Origin of the sequence: Streptomyces sp. NPDC051940 (assembly GCF_040680895.1) — a bacterium.
GTDB lineage: Bacteria > Actinomycetota > Actinomycetes > Streptomycetales > Streptomycetaceae > Streptomyces.
In genome coordinates, this window is record NZ_JBFAXR010000160.1 from 1 (window position 1) to 17,604 (window position 17,604).

General features: G+C 73.4%; 17 protein-coding genes. 12 read left to right on the plus strand and 5 right to left on the minus strand.

The window, feature by feature from the left end; genetic code table 11:
- Nucleotides 1–740 (minus strand): bifunctional DNA primase/polymerase (locus AB0M28_RS35975; protein WP_365414257.1); only part of this gene is annotated, 740 nt, incomplete at its 3' end.
- A gap of 175 nt (nucleotides 741–915) precedes the next feature.
- On the opposite strand from AB0M28_RS35975, the gene AB0M28_RS35980 reads away from it, so the two are divergent.
- Genes AB0M28_RS35980 through purU form a run of 4 tightly spaced genes read left to right on the plus strand, consistent with a single transcriptional unit; the run spans nucleotide 916 to nucleotide 5,102 of the window.
- The gene (locus tag AB0M28_RS35980; RefSeq protein ID WP_365414259.1) at nucleotides 916–2,352 is read left to right on the plus strand and encodes a transcriptional regulator; all 1,437 of its coding nucleotides are present in this window, start codon (nucleotides 916–918) and stop codon (nucleotides 2,350–2,352) included.
- Between the two features lie 51 nt (nucleotides 2,353–2,403).
- Nucleotides 2,404–3,642, plus strand: coding sequence for a hypothetical protein (locus AB0M28_RS35985; protein ID WP_365414261.1), 1,239 nt, complete (start codon nucleotides 2,404–2,406; stop codon nucleotides 3,640–3,642).
- A 46-nt stretch (nucleotides 3,643–3,688) separates the two neighbouring features.
- Nucleotides 3,689–4,183 carry a hypothetical protein gene (locus AB0M28_RS35990; RefSeq protein ID WP_365414263.1) on the plus strand — a complete coding sequence of 165 codons (495 nt, stop codon included), beginning with the start codon at nucleotides 3,689–3,691 and terminating at the stop codon, nucleotides 4,181–4,183.
- A 31-nt stretch (nucleotides 4,184–4,214) separates the two neighbouring features.
- Nucleotides 4,215–5,102, plus strand: coding sequence for a formyltetrahydrofolate deformylase (gene purU / locus AB0M28_RS35995; protein WP_365414265.1), 888 nt, complete (start codon nucleotides 4,215–4,217; stop codon nucleotides 5,100–5,102).
- 123 nt (nucleotides 5,103–5,225) lie between these two features.
- On the opposite strand, the gene AB0M28_RS36000 is transcribed toward purU, so the two are convergent.
- Together AB0M28_RS36000 and AB0M28_RS36005 are read right to left on the minus strand one after the other, a co-directional pair.
- Nucleotides 5,226–6,404, minus strand: coding sequence for a zf-HC2 domain-containing protein (locus tag AB0M28_RS36000; protein ID WP_365414267.1), 1,179 nt, complete (start codon nucleotides 6,402–6,404; stop codon nucleotides 5,226–5,228).
- On the minus strand, nucleotides 6,401–7,012 hold the full coding sequence (locus tag AB0M28_RS36005) for a sigma-70 family RNA polymerase sigma factor (RefSeq protein WP_365414269.1): 612 nt from the start codon (nucleotides 7,010–7,012) through the stop codon (nucleotides 6,401–6,403). The genes AB0M28_RS36000 and AB0M28_RS36005 overlap by 4 nt, the downstream gene beginning before the upstream one ends.
- A 145-nt stretch (nucleotides 7,013–7,157) precedes the next feature.
- On the opposite strand from AB0M28_RS36005, the gene AB0M28_RS36010 reads away from it, so the two are divergent.
- Nucleotides 7,158–7,532 carry an STAS domain-containing protein gene (locus AB0M28_RS36010; protein ID WP_365414271.1) on the plus strand — a complete coding sequence of 125 codons (375 nt, stop codon included), beginning with the start codon at nucleotides 7,158–7,160 and terminating at the stop codon, nucleotides 7,530–7,532.
- Nucleotides 7,529–7,822 (plus strand): M23 family metallopeptidase, encoded by a 294-nt coding sequence (locus AB0M28_RS36015; RefSeq protein ID WP_365414273.1) that lies wholly within the window; start codon nucleotides 7,529–7,531, stop codon nucleotides 7,820–7,822. The genes AB0M28_RS36010 and AB0M28_RS36015 overlap by 4 nt, the downstream gene beginning before the upstream one ends.
- Nucleotides 7,823–7,902: 80 nt before the next feature.
- Here AB0M28_RS36015 and AB0M28_RS36020 read toward each other — a convergent pair whose 3' ends face one another.
- Nucleotides 7,903–9,681, minus strand: a complete 1,779-nt coding sequence (locus AB0M28_RS36020; protein ID WP_365414291.1) for an AMP-binding protein — start codon at nucleotides 9,679–9,681, stop codon at nucleotides 7,903–7,905.
- A gap of 206 nt (nucleotides 9,682–9,887) precedes the next feature.
- Here AB0M28_RS36020 and AB0M28_RS36025 point away from each other — a divergent pair, with 206 nt between their 5' ends.
- From AB0M28_RS36025 to AB0M28_RS36040, 4 genes are all read left to right on the plus strand, one after another.
- Entirely contained in the window at nucleotides 9,888–11,135 is a 1,248-nt protein-coding gene (locus tag AB0M28_RS36025; protein WP_365414275.1) for an amidohydrolase family protein, read from the plus strand.
- A gap of 6 nt (nucleotides 11,136–11,141) precedes the next feature.
- Nucleotides 11,142–12,290, plus strand: coding sequence for an acyl-CoA dehydrogenase family protein (locus tag AB0M28_RS36030; RefSeq protein WP_365414277.1), 1,149 nt, complete (start codon nucleotides 11,142–11,144; stop codon nucleotides 12,288–12,290).
- A gap of 2 nt (nucleotides 12,291–12,292) precedes the next feature.
- Nucleotides 12,293–13,165, plus strand: a complete 873-nt coding sequence (locus AB0M28_RS36035) for an acyl-CoA dehydrogenase (protein ID WP_365414279.1) — start codon at nucleotides 12,293–12,295, stop codon at nucleotides 13,163–13,165.
- Nucleotides 13,166–13,500: 335 nt separating this feature from the next.
- Nucleotides 13,501–13,995: an ATP-binding protein gene (locus AB0M28_RS36040; RefSeq protein WP_365414281.1), complete on the plus strand. Its 495-nt coding sequence runs from the start codon at nucleotides 13,501–13,503 to the stop codon at nucleotides 13,993–13,995.
- A gap of 268 nt (nucleotides 13,996–14,263) precedes the next feature.
- Here the strand turns inward: AB0M28_RS36040 and AB0M28_RS36045 are convergent, their stop codons facing one another.
- Nucleotides 14,264–15,193, minus strand: a complete 930-nt coding sequence (locus tag AB0M28_RS36045) for a cyclase family protein (RefSeq protein ID WP_365414283.1) — start codon at nucleotides 15,191–15,193, stop codon at nucleotides 14,264–14,266.
- Nucleotides 15,194–15,282: 89 nt separating this feature from the next.
- Between AB0M28_RS36045 and AB0M28_RS36050 the strand changes: the two genes are divergently transcribed.
- Both AB0M28_RS36050 and AB0M28_RS36055 read left to right on the plus strand, forming a co-directional pair.
- Nucleotides 15,283–16,254 carry an SDR family oxidoreductase gene (locus AB0M28_RS36050; protein ID WP_365414285.1) on the plus strand — a complete coding sequence of 324 codons (972 nt, stop codon included), beginning with the start codon at nucleotides 15,283–15,285 and terminating at the stop codon, nucleotides 16,252–16,254.
- A gap of 5 nt (nucleotides 16,255–16,259) precedes the next feature.
- Nucleotides 16,260–17,432: an acyl-CoA dehydrogenase family protein gene (locus tag AB0M28_RS36055; protein ID WP_365414288.1), complete on the plus strand. Its 1,173-nt coding sequence runs from the start codon at nucleotides 16,260–16,262 to the stop codon at nucleotides 17,430–17,432.
- The last annotated feature ends 172 nt before the right edge of the window (nucleotides 17,433–17,604 follow it).

Here is a 17,604-nt window from a genome sequence, read left to right on the forward strand (position 1 = left end):
GCCGCGACGCCCTCGCGGTAGCCCCCCAGACCCCCCGTCCCACGCCCCCGCTCCCGCCCACACGCATACGCAAGAGAACTGATGAGGTCGTCCAGATCCGGAAACCACGCGTTGGTCACCGTCGGCTTGCGCGCCCACTGGACGCACCCCCGCGTCCCCACGCGCGTGGGCGGGGCCGGGATCCAGGAGCCGTCGCCGCGGATCGCGAGGTCGATCCCGGACGGCGTGTACCCGAGCTGCCGCAGCAGGCCGTCCGCCTTCGCCTCCGCCCCGGGCAGGACGAAGAACAGCATCCGGCGGTCGGGCGTGGCCGCGATCGGCCCGAGCGGCACGTCCGTCCGCTCGAGCCGCGCGAGCGCGAGGCAGCCCGCGGTCTCCGGCACGTCGACGACGTCGAACTGCCGTCCCGTGGGCAGCATCACCGAGGCCCGGGGCGTCTTCCCCCACATCCGCCGCACCGTCGTGGGCGACGCCGTCGCCGCCGCCTTCCAGTCCCGGCGCGCGGGGTGTGCGCCCGGCGCCTGGCAGTCCGGTGCGCCGCACGAGCAGTGCTCCACGCCGCCGCCCAGCCGGTCCTCGGGATACTCGAGCCAGGTGCCCGGGATGACGTCCCAATGCCGTTCCTCGACGTAGAGCAGGGCCGCGTCGAGCAGGTCGCTGCCGATCCCGCCTTCCGCCGTACGCTTCTGAGTGGGTACTTGCGCGGTGGAGTTGACTCCCAGAGTGTCGTTCACGCTCATCACAACTTCCCCTCCGAGCTGGGGTTACGGGGAGGGTTACGGCCCGGTGCGACACCTCGGGGCGCATTGGCGCAGTCAGGGGGGCACGCGTTTCCGCGCCCCGTGAGCGGCAATGATCACCATGAGTGGCGGAAACCCGCCAGCCCGTGACTCTCCGTCCCTCAGGGGGTCGTGCATGGCCGCGAGGCCGATCATCACCCGCCAGCCCAACGAACGACTGCAGCACATGATCCAGCACGCGGCCTGCTCGAACGCCGGGCTGGCCAGGCGGGTGAACATAGTGGGTGCGGAGCACGGCCTCGACCTGCGGTACGACAAGACCTCCGTGGCCCGCTGGCTGCGCGGCCAGCAGCCGCGCGGCCGGGCCCCGGCGATGGTCGCCGAGGCGCTGGGCCGCAAGCTGGGCCGTACGGTCACCCTCGACGAGATCGGCATGTCCGACGGCCGCCCGGCGGGCGCCACCGTCGGCCTCGGTTACGCACCCGGGCTGGCCGAAGCCCTGGACCAGGTGCGCCAGCTCTGGCGCAGCGACGTGACCAGGCACGCGTTCCTGATCGAGGCGCCGCCGACGGCCGCCGCGCTCGTGGAACCCAGCCGCGACTGGCTGATCGGCACCGGACCGCCGGCCGCCGTTCCTGCGCAGGGGCGCCGGGCCGGTGGTCCGCGGGTGGGGCGGGGCGACGTCGCGGCGATCCGTACCGCCACGGAGGGCTTCGTCCGGCTCGACCGGCGCCACGGCGGCGTACTGATCCGCCCGGCGGTCGTGCACTACCTCTCCGGCGTGGTCTCCGTCCTGCTCGGCGGCACCTGCGCCGAGGCGACGGCGCGCGAGCTGTACGCGGCCGCCGCCCGGCTGACGGAGGTCGCCGGTTCCATGGCGGTGGACGCCGGCCGTCCGGGCCTGGCGCTGCGCTACTACATCCAGGCGCTGCGCCTCGCGGAGGCCGGCGGCGACCGGGGGCTCGGCGGCTATGTGCTGTGCGCGGGGATGAGCCGCCTCGCCGCGGACATCGGCAGCGCCCGCGAGGCCCGCCAGCTCGCCCGGACGGGCATCGAGGGCACCCGCGAGCAGGTGCCGCCGCGCGCGCTGGCGCTGTTCCACGCCGCGGAGGCCCGTGCCGCCGCGGCGGGCGGCGACGCCCGCGGCTGCCGGGGCGCCGCGGACCGCGCGCTGGCGGAGATGGAGCGCGCGCAGGCGCAGCCGCGGTCCAGGGGCAGCGAGGCCGATCCGCCGTGGATCGCGCACTTCGACCCCGCGTACCTGGCCGGCGAGCTGGCGCAGTGCCATCGCGCCCTGGGCCGGCCCGCGGCGGCCGCGCGGTGCGCGCAGGAGGCCCTCGCCGGGCATCCGGCGGAGCGGGTGCGGCGGCGGGTGATCGACCTGGCGCTGCTGGCGACCGCGCAGGCGGAGCAGCGGGAGGTGGAGGAGGCGTGCGGCAACGGGGTCCGGGCGGTGGAGTTGCTGCGCGGCATCGGATCGGTCCGCGCGACGGCGGGTGTGACGGAACTCGCACGCGTGCTGGAGCCCTACGGGCACGAACCGGCGGTGCGCGAGTTCAGCAAGCACCTGGAGGGGCTCGGGGCATCGCCTGCGGCGGCCGGGAGCAGGTAGCGTAACCCGACTGAAGGCGTGTTCGGTCAGGTGTGGTTACGAGGAGAACCGGTGTCGCACAGCGGAATGAGCGGTGAGCCGCAGGCCCAGGAGCGCGACGGCGTGACTCCGGCGGGCGGCCGGCCCTGGGGCTCCGACCCGGCCGGCCGGTCCGGTTACGCCGGAGACCTCCCGCCCGACGGCCGTCCGGCGTACCCGGCGGGTACGAACGGTGCTGTCCCCGCGGACGGCCACCAGGCGTACCCGCCCGCGCCCGGCGGCTACGCGCCCGCCCCGTCCCCGGACGCCGAGGCCACCCAGTTCATACCCCCGGTCCCCGGCGGGGACTGGCCCGCGGCGGCCCCGCAGCCGGCCGACGCGGAGGCCACCCAGTACCTCCCGCCCGTTCCCGGCCAGGACCCGGTCGCGGGGAGCGGCGGCCAGGACGACGCGTACCGCATGCAGTCCTACGAGGTGTACGAGGCCGCCGCCGCCCCGCCGAACGCCCGTGCCCGGCACGCGGCCAACGACTTCGACGCCCTGTACCGCGACACCCCGTCCGCCGATCCGGGTGCCACCCAGCAGATCCCGCGCTACCAGCAGCCGCCGCCGGACCAGGGCGGCTACGACCCCTACTACGACGACGGCACCGACGACCGCTCGCCCTCCGTCCCCCGCTGGGCGATGGTCGCCCTGGGCACCGCCGCCTGTGTCGTGCTGGGTCTGACCGCCGGCTGGCTGCTCAGCAGCGGCGACGGCGACGACGACCCGTCGCCCACCGCCGCCACCCAGAGCGCACCCGCGAGCGGCGAGCCCAGCGAGAAGCCCGCCGAGGACGGTGCGAAGGCCCAGGCCGTCAAGCTCAGCGATCTGCTGGCCACCAGCAACGACAGCCGCACCGCGGTGATCGGCGCGGTGGAGGACATCAAGCAGTGCGAGAACCTGGGCAAGGCCGCGCAGGATCTGCGCGCCGCCGCCCAGCAGCGCAACAGCCTGGTCACCCAGCTCCAGGGCCTGGCCATCGACCAGCTGCCCAACCACGCCAAGCTCGCCGACAACCTCACCAGCGCCTGGAAGGCGTCCGCCTCGGCCGACACGCACTACGCGAACTGGGCCGACCAGATGGCCCGCGGCGGCAAGCGCGGCTGCGGCGGCGATGACGACGACCGCCAGGCCCGTGTCACGGCCGAGAAGCGCGCCGGCGACCAGCAGAGCGGTATCGCCTCGCAGGCCAAGCAGCGCGCCGCCCAGCTGTGGAATCCGACCGCGCGGAAGTACGACCTGCCCACCCGCCAGGCCACCCAGCTGTGACGCCGGTCGTACGGCGCGCCTGATTGACCCGCATACGATCGGTTCCATGCAAGCTTCCGAAAGCTCTTCCCGAGCCGGGCGCCGCTCCAGCAGGATGAGCACCATGCCCATCCAAGACATGCCCTGGTGGCGCTGGCGCGCGAACGTCCGCTCCGCGCTGCACATGCTCTCCGACACCGCCTTCCAGCAGGAGTACTGGGCGGCGGGCGTCCCCGGCTACGGGGACGTGACCGACGCGGTCTACCGGCTGGTCGAGGACACCTGGCTGGACAACTGGTCGGCCGAGAAGTACGTCGGAACGATCTTCCGCGACTCGCAGGAAGCGGCCTTGGTGGACGTTGCCGTGCTGCGGGTGCTGCGCATCATGCACCAGGTCGGCGCGGACGCGCCCGTCTCCGCGTATCTGGCGCACCACGGCTGGCCGGAGGCGCTGCGCGCCACCCGCGAGGCCCATGTGCGGCTGACGGAGAACGACAGCGAGGACCCCGACGCCCCGCCCAAGTCCCTCGAAGTGCTGGCGATCATGACCGGAGCGGCGTGACGTTCGTCTCGCGTATGCGAAGGTAGTCCGCATGAGCGCCGCGCAGCCCGCCCAACGGTCCGCCGACCAGTCCGTCGAGTACATCCTCACGCTGTCGTGTCCCGACAAACAGGGCATCGTGCACGCGGTGTCCAGCTATCTCTTCATGACGGACTGCAATATCGAGGACAGCCAGCAGTTCGGCGACCGGACCACCGGGCTGTTCTTCATGCGGGTGCACTTCTCCGCCGGCGCGCAGGTCACGCTGGAGCGGCTGCGGGCCAGCTTCGCGGCGGTCGCCGACTCCTGGCAGATGGACTGGGAGCTGCACGAGGCGCGGGCCAGGATGCGGGTGCTGCTCATGGTCAGCAAGTTCGGGCACTGCCTGAACGACCTGCTCTTCCGCACCTCGATCGGCGCCCTGCCGATCGAGATCGCCGGAGTGGTCTCCAACCACACCGACTTCCGCGAGCTCGTCGCCTCGTACGACATCCCCTTCCACCACATCCCCGTCACCGCCGACACCAAGGCGCAGGCCGAGGCGCAGCTGCTGAAGCTGGTGCGGGCGGAGGACGTGGAGCTGGTGGTGCTCGCCCGCTACATGCAGGTCATCAGCGACGATCTGTGCAAGCAGCTGTCCGGGCGGATCATCAACATCCACCACTCCTTCCTGCCGAGCTTCAAGGGCGCGAAGCCGTACCACCAGGCGCACGCGCGCGGCGTGAAGCTGATCGGCGCCACCGCGCACTATGTGACGGCCGACCTCGACGAGGGCCCGATCATCGAGCAGGAGGTCGAACGCGTAGGCCACGAGGTCACCCCGGAACAGCTGGTGGCCATCGGCCGCGACGTCGAATGCCAGGCGCTCGCGCGCGCCGTGAAATGGCACAGCGAACACCGAGTCCTCCTGAACGGCACCCGAACCGTCGTATTCGCCTGACCGCACCTCCCGGCGCAGGACGGCGAGGGACGCAATACCAGCCCGTCCGGCGTTTGAGGACTTCGGCGAAGCCGAAACGCGCCGCAGGCGCCGACGGAACGCGACCGACCGACGGACCGGAAGTCAGAGCCGACTCAGCGCCGCCGCAGCGTAGAGCACCTCGCCCACCGCCCGAGCATCACCATCACTACCCGCCGCAGCCTCCTCAGGCGCCAGATGCCCCGCGGCTATCTTGCAGAACTCCACACCCTCCAGCACCACATGAGCCACCTTCCCCTTCTGGGAGGCGGCCGCCGCAGGCGAGTCGAGCGGGATGAACCAGTCGCCGCCGCCCTCCCCCTCGATCTCCAGATGCAGACTGCGCCCCTCCTCCCCGGCCTCGAGGAGCTCCGCCGGCGGCCCCGCCAGCCCCGCCCGGCGCCGCTCGGCGAGCGAACGCGGCAGCATCCGCGCCGCCAGCTCGATCAGCCGGTGCAGATGACGGGGCTCGGGATCGCCGTACGGATAGGCGACGGCGTCGGCGATGTCCGCCGCGTGTATCCACGTCTCGAAGGCCCGGTCGACGAAGGCGTCACGGATCGGCAGGCTGATCCCCGGCCCGTACGGGACGGGGACGTCGGCGACGCTGCGGGCGCCGAAGGAGGCGGTGCGGATCAGCCGGTAGTTCTGGTCGCGCCAGACGCCGCGCACCGTGCCGGCGTGGCTGCGGCGCAGCTCGCGGGAGAGCCGCTGCTGCTCCGCGTGGGAGGAGCCGGCCTCCTCCCAGAACGTCTCCGTACGCTCCTCGGGCGAGGCGACCGGGGTGCCCGGCGGCGGCGCCTCGGCGCCCGTCCGCAGCGGGTCGGGCAGGCCCAGCGCGAGCGCCGCCAGCCCGTCGACGGCCAGCAGATGGCCGATCACCCCGGCGACCGACGTCTCGCGGCGGGCCGTTCGCTCGCCGTCGTACCAGCTGAGCATGACGGGCGCGCCCCACTCCGACTCGTCCATGTCCTCCAGCAGGGCGTCCAGCCGGGCGGTCTCCGCGTCGTAGGCGGCGGCCCAGCCGGGGACGGGCAGTTGGGGGCGGCGCCGCTCGCGGGAGAAGTCCAGCACCCGGGCCCGTAGCCCCGGATCGAGGTCGAGCCCTTCCTGCGGGTGCAGCATCGTCACGGCGCCGCGCAGCCGCAGCGCCTCGTCGGCGCAGGCGCCGCAGTCGGTCAGGTGCGCCTCGACGGCGGCCGTCTCCTCCGGCGCGCAGGCGGCCAGCGCCCAGGCGCCCAGGAGGGACTGGAGGAGGGCGTGGTCGTACGGGCCCATGCTCATGACGGCCACCCGCCGGGGACCGCGGGCGCGGCGGAGGGCCCGCCGGGCGACGGCGGCGGCTGGGCGGTGGCCAGCAGTTGCAGGCCCAGCCGCAGCCGGCGGCGCGCCTCCGCGTGGGTGATGCCCAGTTCGGCGGCGGTCTGCCGGTAGTCGCGGCGCTGGAAGTACGCCATCTCCAGGGCGGCGCGCAGGGGCGACGGCATGGACTGCAGTATGTAGTCCGCGCGGGCCTCGGCCGCCAGCGCCTGGATCCGGACCTCGGAGGCCGTCTCCTCCTGCGGCGTCGGCGTGTAGCCGCGCTCCTTCTGCTCGTTGATCTCGTCCCAGCGCAGCCGCCGTACGGCCCGCTTGTGCGCGATCGTCGCCAGCCAGGCGCGCAGCGGGGTGCGGCGCGGGTCGTAGGCGTCGGGGTGCTGCCAGAGGTAGGCGAAGACGTCCGCGGTGATCTGCTCCGCGGCCTCGTCGTCCGACAGTACGTGGCGGGCCAGCCCGTACACGAGGGAGGCGTGCCGGTCGTAGAGCTCGCCGAGCGCGGCGGCCTCGCCGCGCGCGAGGCGCTGCTGCATCTTGCGGTCCCAGCGCGGCGGCGCGTCCTGCGGGTACGTCATCGAACCCCCCTCCGTGCGCGTCCCCCGTGCTGTGGCGTAGCGGTCCTATCGAATGTAGTGCAGCGAGGGCGTTTCGCGCTGGGACAGTTGGGCAGGCGGTGGTGGAACGCCGACCGGGGCACGACGGGCCGAAGGACACCGATACGTGACGTTGCGGATGGATGAGAGCGAGCGGAACGGCTGGCTCGTCCTGCGGGTGCACGGGGAGATGGACCTTCTCACCTCGCCCGCACTGCGGCACCGGCTGCACGAAGCCGTCGCCCAAGGGCGGCGCGACGTGGTCGTCGACCTGGCCGGCGTACGGGTCTGCGACTCCAGCGGGGTCGGTGTGCTGATCGCCGTCCGCCGCCAGATCCGCTCCTGCGGCGGCCGCCTGCGGCTGGTCCTGCCGGACGGCCGCGAACCGGCCGAGTCCCAGGTGAACCGGGTGCTTTCCGCTCTCGGCGTACGACGCCTCTTCGAGGTGTACGGCGAGCTGGGCGAGGCACTGGACGACCTGGGTGAGCCGCTGCCGGCGTGAGCACCCGGGCCGCCGGGTTCCACACGGGGGTCGACTTCGGGGTGGGGACGGGGACCCCCGTGCTGGCCGTGGGGCCGGGGACGGTCGTCACCTCCGCCTTCGACGGGTCGTACGGCAACTACGTCGTCATCCGGATGACGGACGGCCACTACGCGCTCTACGCCCACCTCAGCGAGCGCGCGGTGGCGCAGGGCGCGTCGGTCGCCGGCGGCCAGCGGATCGGCCTGTCGGGCGCGACGGGCAACGTGACGGGCCTGCACCTGCACTTCGAGGCGCGCAGCACGAACTGATCCAGGCGGCCTGAAGCTGAAGCTCCCGCCGGCCTGAGCTGCTTCGCGGAATCCGCTCGGCGTACCCCCCCCGGGAGGCGCTAGGCGTCCGTGAAGCGTTCGCGTAGCTGGTACTTGAGGACCTTGCGGAGGGTCTCGTTGCGGGGGAGGGCGTCGACGACCTCCAGCCGCTCCGGCAGCTTGTGTACGGCGAGACCCTGCGCGCTCAGGTACGACGTGACGTCCCGCAGGGTCAGCGGCGCGGCGCCCGCGGGCTGCTCGACCACCGCGCAGACCAGCTCCCCGCGGACCGGGTCCGGCAGGCCGACCACGGCCACGTCGCCGACCGCGGGGTGCTCGTACAGGAGTTGCTCGACCTCCTTGGCGGAGATGTTCTCGCCCTTGCGGATGATGATGTCCTTCACCCGCCCCGTGAGGACGAGATGGCCGCTCTCGGTGAGATGCCCCAGGTCGCCGGTGATCAGGAAGCCGTCCGCGTCGAACGCCGCGGCGCTCTGGGCGGCGTCGAGATACCCCTGGCACACCGCCTCGCCGCGCAGCCGCACCTCGCCGTCGTGCCCGGCGGGCAGCGGCTTCCCGTCCGCGTCGGTGACGCGGATCTCCATCGCGGCGGGCGGGCGGCCCTCGGTGGTGGCGAGGTTCTCGGGGGTGTCGTCGGGGGCGCCCATGGTGATCATCGGGGCCTCGGTCATGCCGTAGCCGTGGGTGAGCAGGCAGCCCATCTCCCGCCGGACCTCGTGGAACAGCTCGGGCGGCTTGGGCGCGCCACCGCCCGCGAGGAGGCGGAGGGTGGGGATGAGCCTGGTGTCCGGCTGTTTGCGCTGCTCGGCCAGGAACATCGAGTAGAACGCCGTGGAGCCGCCGGCGACGGTGACGCCGTTGCGGCGGTACGCGTCGAGGGCGGCGGGCAGGGCGAACTGCTCGAAGAGGACGGCCGGTATGCCGGAGAGCAGCAGCATGACGAGGTAGTCGGGGCCGCCGATATGGGCGTACGGGAAGGCGATCGAGCCGATGTCGTCGGCGCGCAGCCGCAGCGCGAGCGCGAGGCAGGCGCCGCCCGCGATGAGGCTGCGGTCGGTGTGGCGGACGCCCTTGGGGTCGGAGGTGGTGCCGGAGGTCCAGTAGATCCAGCGGACCTCGGTGCCGTCCGTGGGGGGTGGGGGGAGGGGTTCCGCGGTCCCGGTCCCGGTCGCGGGGTCGGGGGCCTGGCCCGGTTCGGGGAGGTTGTCGTAGGCGGCGATTACCCTTGGGCGGGTGTGCGGGGCGGTGGGGTTTCGGGCGTCCGGTGCGCGTGCGGCCGACGGTTCTGCCGTCCTCGTTTCTGCCGCCGCCGTCTCCGCCGCCGTCTCCGTCTCCGTCTCCGTCTCCGTCGCCGCCGTCCCCGCCACCGCCGTCTCCGCCACCACCGCCGCCGCCACCCGCTCCGCCAGCGCCGCGTAGTCGTAGCCGCGCCACTCCCGCCCCGGGGTGGCCAGGAAGTCCGCCCGTGTCTCGCGGACCGCGAAGCCCAGTTCGCGCTCCCGGTACATGGGCATGACCGGGCTCTGCACCGCGCCGAGCCGGGCCAGGGCGAGCGAGAGGACGACGGTCTCGATCCGCGTCGGCAGCTGCCAGACGAAGCTGCTCCCCGGCCGTACGCCGAGCCGGTGCAGCCCCGCGGCGGTGCGTTCGGCGCGCGCCTTCAGCTCGCCGAAGGTCACCGTGCGGTCGTCGGCCGGGGTGTCGCCCGCCTGGATCAGCGCGGGCGTGTCCGGGGAGAGGGCGGCTCGGCGGGCCAGCAGCGCCCAGAGGGTGGGGGCGTCCCGCAGCTCCCGCGGTACGGCGCCGGCCTCCGGTTCCGTGGACGCGCTCCCCGTCATCGCCGCGGCCTCGTCCCGCATCTCGACCCCTCCGTCGGCAAGCTGACGCACAGTCAGATTGCGGGCAGCGTAGGGCGTCGCGCCCGAGGGGTCCAGAGGTGCGGCGGGAGCCCTCCGCCGCAACCCGGCCACCCGGTTGCCTTGTCGCCCCGAACCCGGGACGGCTAGCCTCGTATCTGACGACCCGTCAGACTCGGAGGCGCCCCATGGAGCTGCCCAGGATCATCAGCGTCGACGACCATGTGATCGAACCGGCGCATCTCTTCGAACGGTGGCTGCCCGCGAAGTACCGGGACCGGGGCCCACAGCCGACCACCGCCGGGATCGGCGAGCTGGAGTACGTGGGCGGGAAGTACCGGATCACGATGGATCCGGACGGGCCCCCCACCGACTGGTGGATCTACGAGGACCTGAAGTTCCCGTACAAACGCAACATCGCCGCCGTCGGCTTCGACCGCGACGACATGACGCTGGAGGGCATCACCCGCGCCGAGATGCGCCCTGGCTGCTGGGACCCGGCGGAGCGGCTGAAGGACATGGACCTCAACCACGTCGAGGCGTCCCTGTGCTTCCCCACCTTCCCCCGCTTCTGCGGCCAGACCTTCGCCGAGGCCAAGGACAAGGACGTCGCGCTGGCCTGCGTACGGGCGTACAACGACTGGATGGTCGAGGAGTGGTGCGGCGACAGCGGCGGCCGGCTGATCCCGCTGTGCCTGATCCCGCTGTGGGACGTCGGGCTGGCCGTCGAGGAGATCCGGCGCAACGCCGCGCGCGGCGTGAAGGCGGTGACGTTCAGCGAGATCCCGACGTACCTCGGGCTGCCGAGCATCCACTCCGGCTACTGGGACCCCTTCTTCGCCGTCTGCGAGGAGACCGGGACCGTCGTCAACATGCACATCGGGTCGAGCTCGCAGATGCCCGCCGCCTCCCCCGACGCCCCGCCCGCCGTCCAGGCGACGCTGAGCTTCAACAACGCCATGGCGTCCATGACGGACTTCCTCTTCAGCGGCGTGCTGGTGAGGTTCCCCCGGCTGAAGCTCGCCTACAGCGAGGGCCAGATGGGCTGGATCCCGTACGCGCTGGAGCGGGCGGACGACGTGTGGCGCGAGCACCGCGCCTGGGGCGGGGTGCGCGACCTCATCCCCGAGCCCCCGTCGACGTACTACTACCGGCAGATGTTCGCCTGCTTCTTCCGCGACCGGCACGGCGTGGCCTCGCTCGACGTCGTCGGCCGCGACAACGCCGTCTTCGAGACCGACTACCCGCACGTCGACTCGACCTTCCCGCACACCAAGGAGGTCGCGCTGGAGCACGTGAAGGGTCTGGACGACGAGACGGTCTACAAGCTGATGCGCGGCAACGCCATCCGCATGCTCGACCTCGACCTCGACCGGGACCTCGATCGGGACCGAGACCTCGACCGGGACCTCGGCCTCGGTCCCGACCGGGCCTGATCCGGCGTGGACCTCACGTACACCGAGGAGGAAGAGGCCTTCCGCCGCGAGCTGCGCGACTGGCTGGCGAAGGTCCTGCCCGGGCTGCCGCCGAAGCCGGCCGCCACCGACTGGCCGGGGAGGCGGGCGTACGACTGCGCCTGGCAGCGGATGCTGTACGACGCCGGGTACGCCGGTCTGCACTGGCCCGCCGACTCCGGGGGGCGCGGGGCCTCGCCCACCGAGCACCTGATCTTCCTGGAGGAGACGGAGAAGGCCGGGGCGCCGTATGTGGGCGCCGGGTTCGTGGGGTTGCTGCACGCGGGCCCGACCATCGCCGTGGAGGGGACGGACGCCCAGCGGCGGCGCTGGCTGCCGCCGATCCTGCGCGGGGACGAGGTGTGGTGCCAGGGCTTCTCCGAGCCGGAGGCCGGCTCGGACCTGGCCGCGCTGCGGACGCGGGCGGTGCGGGACGGGGACGCGTACGTCGTGAGCGGCGCCAAGCTGTGGACCTCGCACGCCGAGGTCGCCGACTGGTGCGAGCTGCTGGTGCGCACGGACCCCGAGGCCCCGAAGCACCGCGGCATCACCTGGCTCGCCCTGCCGATGGACGCGCCCGGCGTCACCGTGCGGCCGCTGCGGACGCTCGCCGGGTCGCAGGAGTTCGCGGAGCTGTTCCTCGACGAGGTGCGGGTGCCGGTGGGCAACCGGGTCGGGGCGGAGAACGACGGGTGGCGGGTCACGATGGTCACCCTGTCGTTCGAGCGGGGGACGGCGTTCGTGGGGGAGGTCGTCGCCTGCCGGCGGGTGCTGGGCGCGCTGGCGGCGCGCGCCCGGGAGAACGGGCGCTGGGACGACGGCGCGCTGCGCGGGCGGCTCGGGCGGCTGCACGCCGAGTTCGCGGCGCTCTGGCGGCTGGTGCAGTGGAACGTCAGCGAGGCCGCCGCGGGCGGCGTGCCGGGCGCCGGCGGCTCGGTGTTCAAGCTGCGCTTCTCGCACGCCCGGCAGGAGCTGTACGACGTCGCGGCCGAGGTCCTCGGCGCGGCGGTGCTGGACCTGGACGAGGAGTGGGTCGTCGACCGGCTGAGCTCACTGTCGTACACCATCGCCGCCGGCACCTCGCAGATCCAGCGGAACATCGTCGCCGAGCGGATCCTCGGCCTGCCCAAGGGGTGAGCGTGCGGTTTCAGCTGACGGACGACCAGCGGGCGCTGCGGGACGGGATGCGGTCGCTGCTGCGGGGGCGGTTCGGGCGCGAACGGCTGCGCGCGTGCGTGGAGAAGCCGGGGCTCGACCGGGCGCTGTGGGCCTCGCTGGCGGAGGCCGGGCTGTTCACGCTGCGGCTGCCCGAGGACGCCGGGGGCGCGGGGCTGGGGCTGCCGGAGGCGGTGCTGCTCTTCGCGGAGGCGGGCCGGGCGCTCGTACCGGGGCCGCTGGTGGCGACGCATCTGGCGGGGCGGGGGGACGCGGTGGTGACGGTCGGGGAGCCGGCGGGGTCGGTGCCGTATCTGGAGGACGCGGATCTGGTGCTGACGGCGGACGGTCCGCGTCCGGCAGCGTCGGTACGGGGGCAGGCCGAGCCCGTACGGTCCGTCGATCCGCTCACGCCGCTGCACCGGACGTCGGCGGGCTCGCCCGAGGCGTTGCGGTACGAGGGGGCGCTGCTCACGGCGGCCCTCCAGCTGGGGGGTGCCGAGGCGGTGCTCAAGGCTACGGTGGCGCATGTACGAGCGCGCGCGCAGTTCGGCCGCCCCGTGGGCGCGTTCCAGGCGGTCAAGCACCTGTGCGCCGACATGCTCACGCGCGTCGAACTGGCCCGCGTCGCGGTCTACGCGGCGGCGGTGACGGGGGACGCGGCGGACGTCGCGACCGCGAAGCTGCTCGCCGACGAGGCGGCCGTGCGCGGGGCCCGGGACGCGATCCAGCTGCACGGCGGCCTGGGCTTCACCTGGGAGGCGGACCTGCATCTGTATCTGAAGCGGGCCTGGCTGCACGAGCGCGAGTGGCTGTCCGGGGCGGGGGCGGCGGACGAGCTGGCGTTGCTGCTGTGACTACCCAGCGTCGTCGTTCAAACGTGCCGACCTGTCACAGCACGGAGTTGACGAGGGGCTCCGGTACGCTCCGTAAGGTGCGAGTCGTCCATAGGCGTCACGGCGTCGCGGAGGCCGGTCGGGTCTCGGCGGACGCAGCGGTGCGCCGGGGTGGAGGCCGCAGTAAGCCGTGCGGCAAGGGGTGTTCGACGCCCGGACGCACGCGTCGCACAGTATGCCGCAGACGTACTCCTTCGCGCTGGAATATGCCCGAAGCGCTTGTGGCAGTGACGCTACGTCAATCATGCTGTACAGCAATGAGGTCACAGCGTGTGACGATCCGGGTGGTGTGAGCGGTGCAGCAGCTCCAGGTTCAGCTCGTGGTCCGGCCCGATCCCGTGGAGGTGGGGCGGGCCCGGAGGTGGGCGCGTACACGACTGGCGTGGGTGGGGATGGAGGGCGACGACCCTAGCGCGGAGACGCTGATCCTCCTCATCTCGGAGCTGGTCACGAACGCGGTCGTGCACACGGGCCGGCCCGCCGAACTCCGGCTCGTGCTGCCCCGGCACGGCGTGGAACCGGGAACGCTGCGCGTCGAGGTCGTCGACGGGAGCGTGCGCGCGCCTCAGCCCCGGCAGGCGGGGGCCGACGAGACACACGGGCGGGGGCTGGAGCTGGTCGACGTGCTGGCCGACCGATGGGGCTGGCAGACGGAGACCACCGGCAAGCGGATCTGGTGCGAGGTGGACCGGCTGCGTCCGCCGGCCGCCGGGACGGGCGGGCTGCCCGTGGCGGTCGTCGCCCACCCGGGCGCGTGCGAGCACGCGCGCGCCGTCCCGCAGAGCAGTTGACCTGCAAAGTCCAGACCAGGTGTTGACGCGCGGTGCTCGACTGATCACCCTTGTGGACAGCGATTCGTCGGCGAGGGGACGCTGAGGGCGCGCTGTCGCGGGTCCGGCGCGGACTCCGATGCGGCTTCCTTGGCGAACGCGGGTCGCTCGACCGGCAGTCCCGGGCCGAACGCGGGCTGCTGTCGCCGGGTGGCGGTCCGCGGATGCCACGCTCGGGGTGCGCGTCGGCGCACCGTCACCCGGCCCTCGGCGCGGTTCGCCGCCGGGCTTACAGAACCGCCACCGGGGCGACCGGCGCGCCCGTGCCGCCGGTGAAGGGTTCGGGGGTCGCCGAGAGCAGGAACGCGTGGCGTCCCGCCTCCACGCAGGCCGTCGCCAGCTCCTCCAGGTTCCAGTTCTGCCCCTGCAGCATGCCCATCTCCACCAGATGCAGGGCGTGTACGGGCAGCCACATCGCGGGGTCCTCCGGCGGGATCACCTCGAACGCGATGGTGTCCGTGGCCACCGCGGCGACGTCCCGCGCGTGGAACCACTCCGGCGTACGACGCGACAGCCCCGGACTCGCCCCGCCGCCGTACCCCTGGGCGTCACCGGCGAGATAGCGCCGCATCCGGCCGGTGCGGACGAGCACGATGTCGCCGGCGCCGACCTGGACACCGGCCTGCTCCTCGGCCGCCTCGAGGTCCTCCGGGGTGATCGCGTGGCCGTCGGGCAGCTCGTCGGCGCCGTGCGCGCGGGCGATGTCGAGCAGGACGCCGCGGGAGACGACCGGGCCGGTCTTCTCGATGCCGGCGAACGAGGCGCCCTCGTGCGGGGTGATGGTGGTGGCCGGGCGGCCGTTGTAGAGGCGGCCGGAGTGGGAGACGTGGCCGAGGCCGTCCCAGTGGGTGGCGGCCTGCAGTCCGAGGGTCGCCACGTCGTCGCTGGTGGCGACGGTGTCCGGGCCGAACATCTCCCAGTTGACCATGGTCATGGTGTGCAGCGGGTTGACCCGCCCGGGGATCAGGCCGGTCTGCACGCCGTTCTGCCGCAGCGGCAGGGCGAGGGGGACGCGGCGGCCGGAGCGGACGGTGGCGGCCGCGGCGCGTACGACCTCGTCGGTGATGAGGTTGAGCGTGCCGCGTTCGTCGGCGTCGCCCCAGCGCCCCCAGTTGTTCACGCGCTTGGCGGTCTCGCGGAACTCCTCCGACAGTGCCATCACGTCCGCCTCTCGCTCGCCTCTGGCCCTCCCCGGACCCCGCCCCTAGAATCTAACGGTCCGTCAGATATCGCGGAAAGGGGCTCGGCGTGGGGGATTTCCTGGCCGGCAAGGTGGTCGCGGTCACGGGGGCGGGACGCGGCATCGGCCGCGCGGTGGCCCTCGCGTGCGCGGCGGAGGGCGCGCGGGTCGTGGTCAACGACTACGGCGTGTCCGTGGACGGCAGCGAGCCGTCGAGCGAGATCGCGGCCTCAGTGGTGAAGGAGATCGAGGCCGCGGGCGGTACGGCGGTCGCGGTCGCGGACGACGTCTCGACCATGGCGGGCGGGGCACGGGTCGTGTCCACCGCGGTCACGGAGTTCGGCCGGATCGACGGCGTCGTCTGCGTGGCCGGGATCCTCCGGGAGCGGATGCTCTTCAACATGTCGGAGGAGGAGTGGGACCCGGTGGTGGCCACGCACCTCAAGGGGACGTTCACCCTCTTCCGCGCGGCGTCCGCGGTGATGCGCGGGCAGCGGTCCGGCACGCTGATCGGCTTCACGTCGGGCAACCACCAGGGCTCGGTGTCCCAGGCCAACTACTCGGCGGCCAAGGGCGGGATCATCTCCCTCACCCGCAGCGCGGCCCTCGGCCTGCACAAGTACGGGGTGACCGCCAACTGCGTGGCACCCGTGGCGCGGACGCGGATGTCGGCCGGGGTGCCGACGGAGCTGACCGAGATCGGCGAACCGGAGGACGTGGCGGCCCTGGTCGTCTACCTCCTCTCCGACCGGGCGCGCTCCGTCACCGGCCAGGTCTACACCGTGGCCGGCCCGAAGATCGCCGTCTGGGCCCAGCCCCGGGAACTGCGCGCCGCGTACGCCGCGGACGGCGGCTGGACACCCGAGCGCATCGCGGACCTCCTGCCGGGGACCGTGGGCGTGGACCCGATGCCGATGCTGGAGCGGCTCGAGGCGATGGCCCGTGCGGCGGCGGCCGGCGACAGACCGAACGCGGGGGGTCTGGGCGGTCCGGGGCGGCCGGGGCGGGATCCGTCGGCTGCCGGGCCGGATGCGGGGTAGGGCTCATGGACTTCGCGTTCACCGCAGAGGACGACGCGTTCCGGGCGGAGGCCCGGCAGTGGCTGGCGGCCCGTGTGCCGGGGGCGTCGGACCGGCGGGCCTGGGAGAAGGAGCTGGGCGCGGCGGGCTGGATCGGCATCGGCTGGCAGACGGGCGGCTACGGCAACCGCACGGCGAGCCTGACCCAGCAGGTCGTGTGGGCCGAGGAGTACGTACGCTCCGGCGCCCCGCACCGGATGGGCCATATCGGGGAGCGGCTGCTCGCCCCCACGCTGATCGCCCACGGCTCCCCCGAGCAGCGCGACCGCTTCCTGCCGCCGGTCGCACGGGGTGAGGAGCTGTGGTGCCAGGGCTACAGCGAACCCGGCGCGGGCTCGGACCTGGCGGGGCTCCGCACCGCGGCCGTACGGTCCGGATCCGGCGGCGAGTACCGGATCACCGGGCAGAAGATCTGGACGTCGCTGGCCCACGAGGCGCAGTGGTGCTTCGTCCTGTGCCGCACGGAACCGGACTCCGCCCGGCACCGCGGACTGTCCTTCCTGCTGGTGGAGATGGACCAGCCGGGCCGGATCGAGGTGCGGCCCATCCGGCAGATGACGGGCGAGTCCGACTTCAACGAGGTGTACTTCGACGGCGCGGTCGCCCGCGCGGAGCACGTGGTGGGCGGTGAGGGCAACGGCTGGTCCGTCGCGATGAGCCTGCTCGCCGTCGAGCGCGGCGTGTCGACGCTGGCGCAGCAGGTGGGCTTCGCGGCCGAGCTGCGGGCGGTGGCCGACTGTGCGGTGGCCACCGGGGCGGTTGCGGATCCCGTGCTCCGGGAGGGGATCGAGCGGGCGTGGGCGGAGCTCAAGGTGATGCGCTGGAACGCGATGCGGACCTTGGGGTCCGCGGGGGCCGTCCGGCCGGGGGCGGTCGCGCCGGGGGGTGTCTCCGTGCCGGGGGCGGCCAGCGTGGCCAAGTTGTTGTGGGCCGGATGGCATCAGCGGCTGGGTGAGTTGTCCGTCGCGGTGCGGGGGGCGGCCGGGGCCGCCGGGCCCGGGGTGTGGAGTGCCTCGGATCCGTATGCGGTTGATGAGGCGCAGCATCGGCTGCTCTTCAGCCGGGCGGACACGATTTACGGGGGGTCGAATGAGGTTCAGCGCGGGATTCTTGCGCGGCGCGTGCTGGGGCTTTCGTGAAGGGTGGTGCTCCGGTCTCGCTGCGCGGTGCGGTTCGCGTCGGCGCCTGCGGCGCGGTTCGGCGCTTCGCGCCTCAGTCCTCAAGCGCCGGACGGGCTGGGTGGGTGTCGGTTGCGTCGCGACCACATACCGGCCCAGGGCGGCAGGGACACCCACGCCCAGCCCACCCACG

What these genes read in the sequence shown, in the direction of transcription:
- AB0M28_RS35980 (WP_365414259.1), top strand. Translation starts at nt 916, where the DNA reads ATGGCCGCGAGGCCGATCATCACCCGCCAGCCCAACGAACGACTGCAG.
- AB0M28_RS35990 (WP_365414263.1), top strand. Translation starts at nt 3,689, where the DNA reads ATGCAAGCTTCCGAAAGCTCTTCCCGAGCCGGGCGCCGCTCCAGCAGG.
- purU (WP_365414265.1), top strand. Translation starts at nt 4,215, where the DNA reads ATGAGCGCCGCGCAGCCCGCCCAACGGTCCGCCGACCAGTCCGTCGAG.
- AB0M28_RS36000 (WP_365414267.1), bottom strand. Translation starts at nt 6,404, where the DNA reads ATGAGCATGGGCCCGTACGACCACGCCCTCCTCCAGTCCCTCCTGGGC.
- AB0M28_RS36005 (WP_365414269.1), bottom strand. Translation starts at nt 7,012, where the DNA reads ATGACGTACCCGCAGGACGCGCCGCCGCGCTGGGACCGCAAGATGCAG.
- AB0M28_RS36020 (WP_365414291.1), bottom strand. Translation starts at nt 9,681, where the DNA reads ATGACGGGGAGCGCGTCCACGGAACCGGAGGCCGGCGCCGTACCGCGG.
- AB0M28_RS36025 (WP_365414275.1), top strand. Translation starts at nt 9,888, where the DNA reads ATGGAGCTGCCCAGGATCATCAGCGTCGACGACCATGTGATCGAACCG.
- AB0M28_RS36045 (WP_365414283.1), bottom strand. Translation starts at nt 15,193, where the DNA reads ATGGCACTGTCGGAGGAGTTCCGCGAGACCGCCAAGCGCGTGAACAAC.
- AB0M28_RS36055 (WP_365414288.1), top strand. Translation starts at nt 16,260, where the DNA reads ATGGACTTCGCGTTCACCGCAGAGGACGACGCGTTCCGGGCGGAGGCC.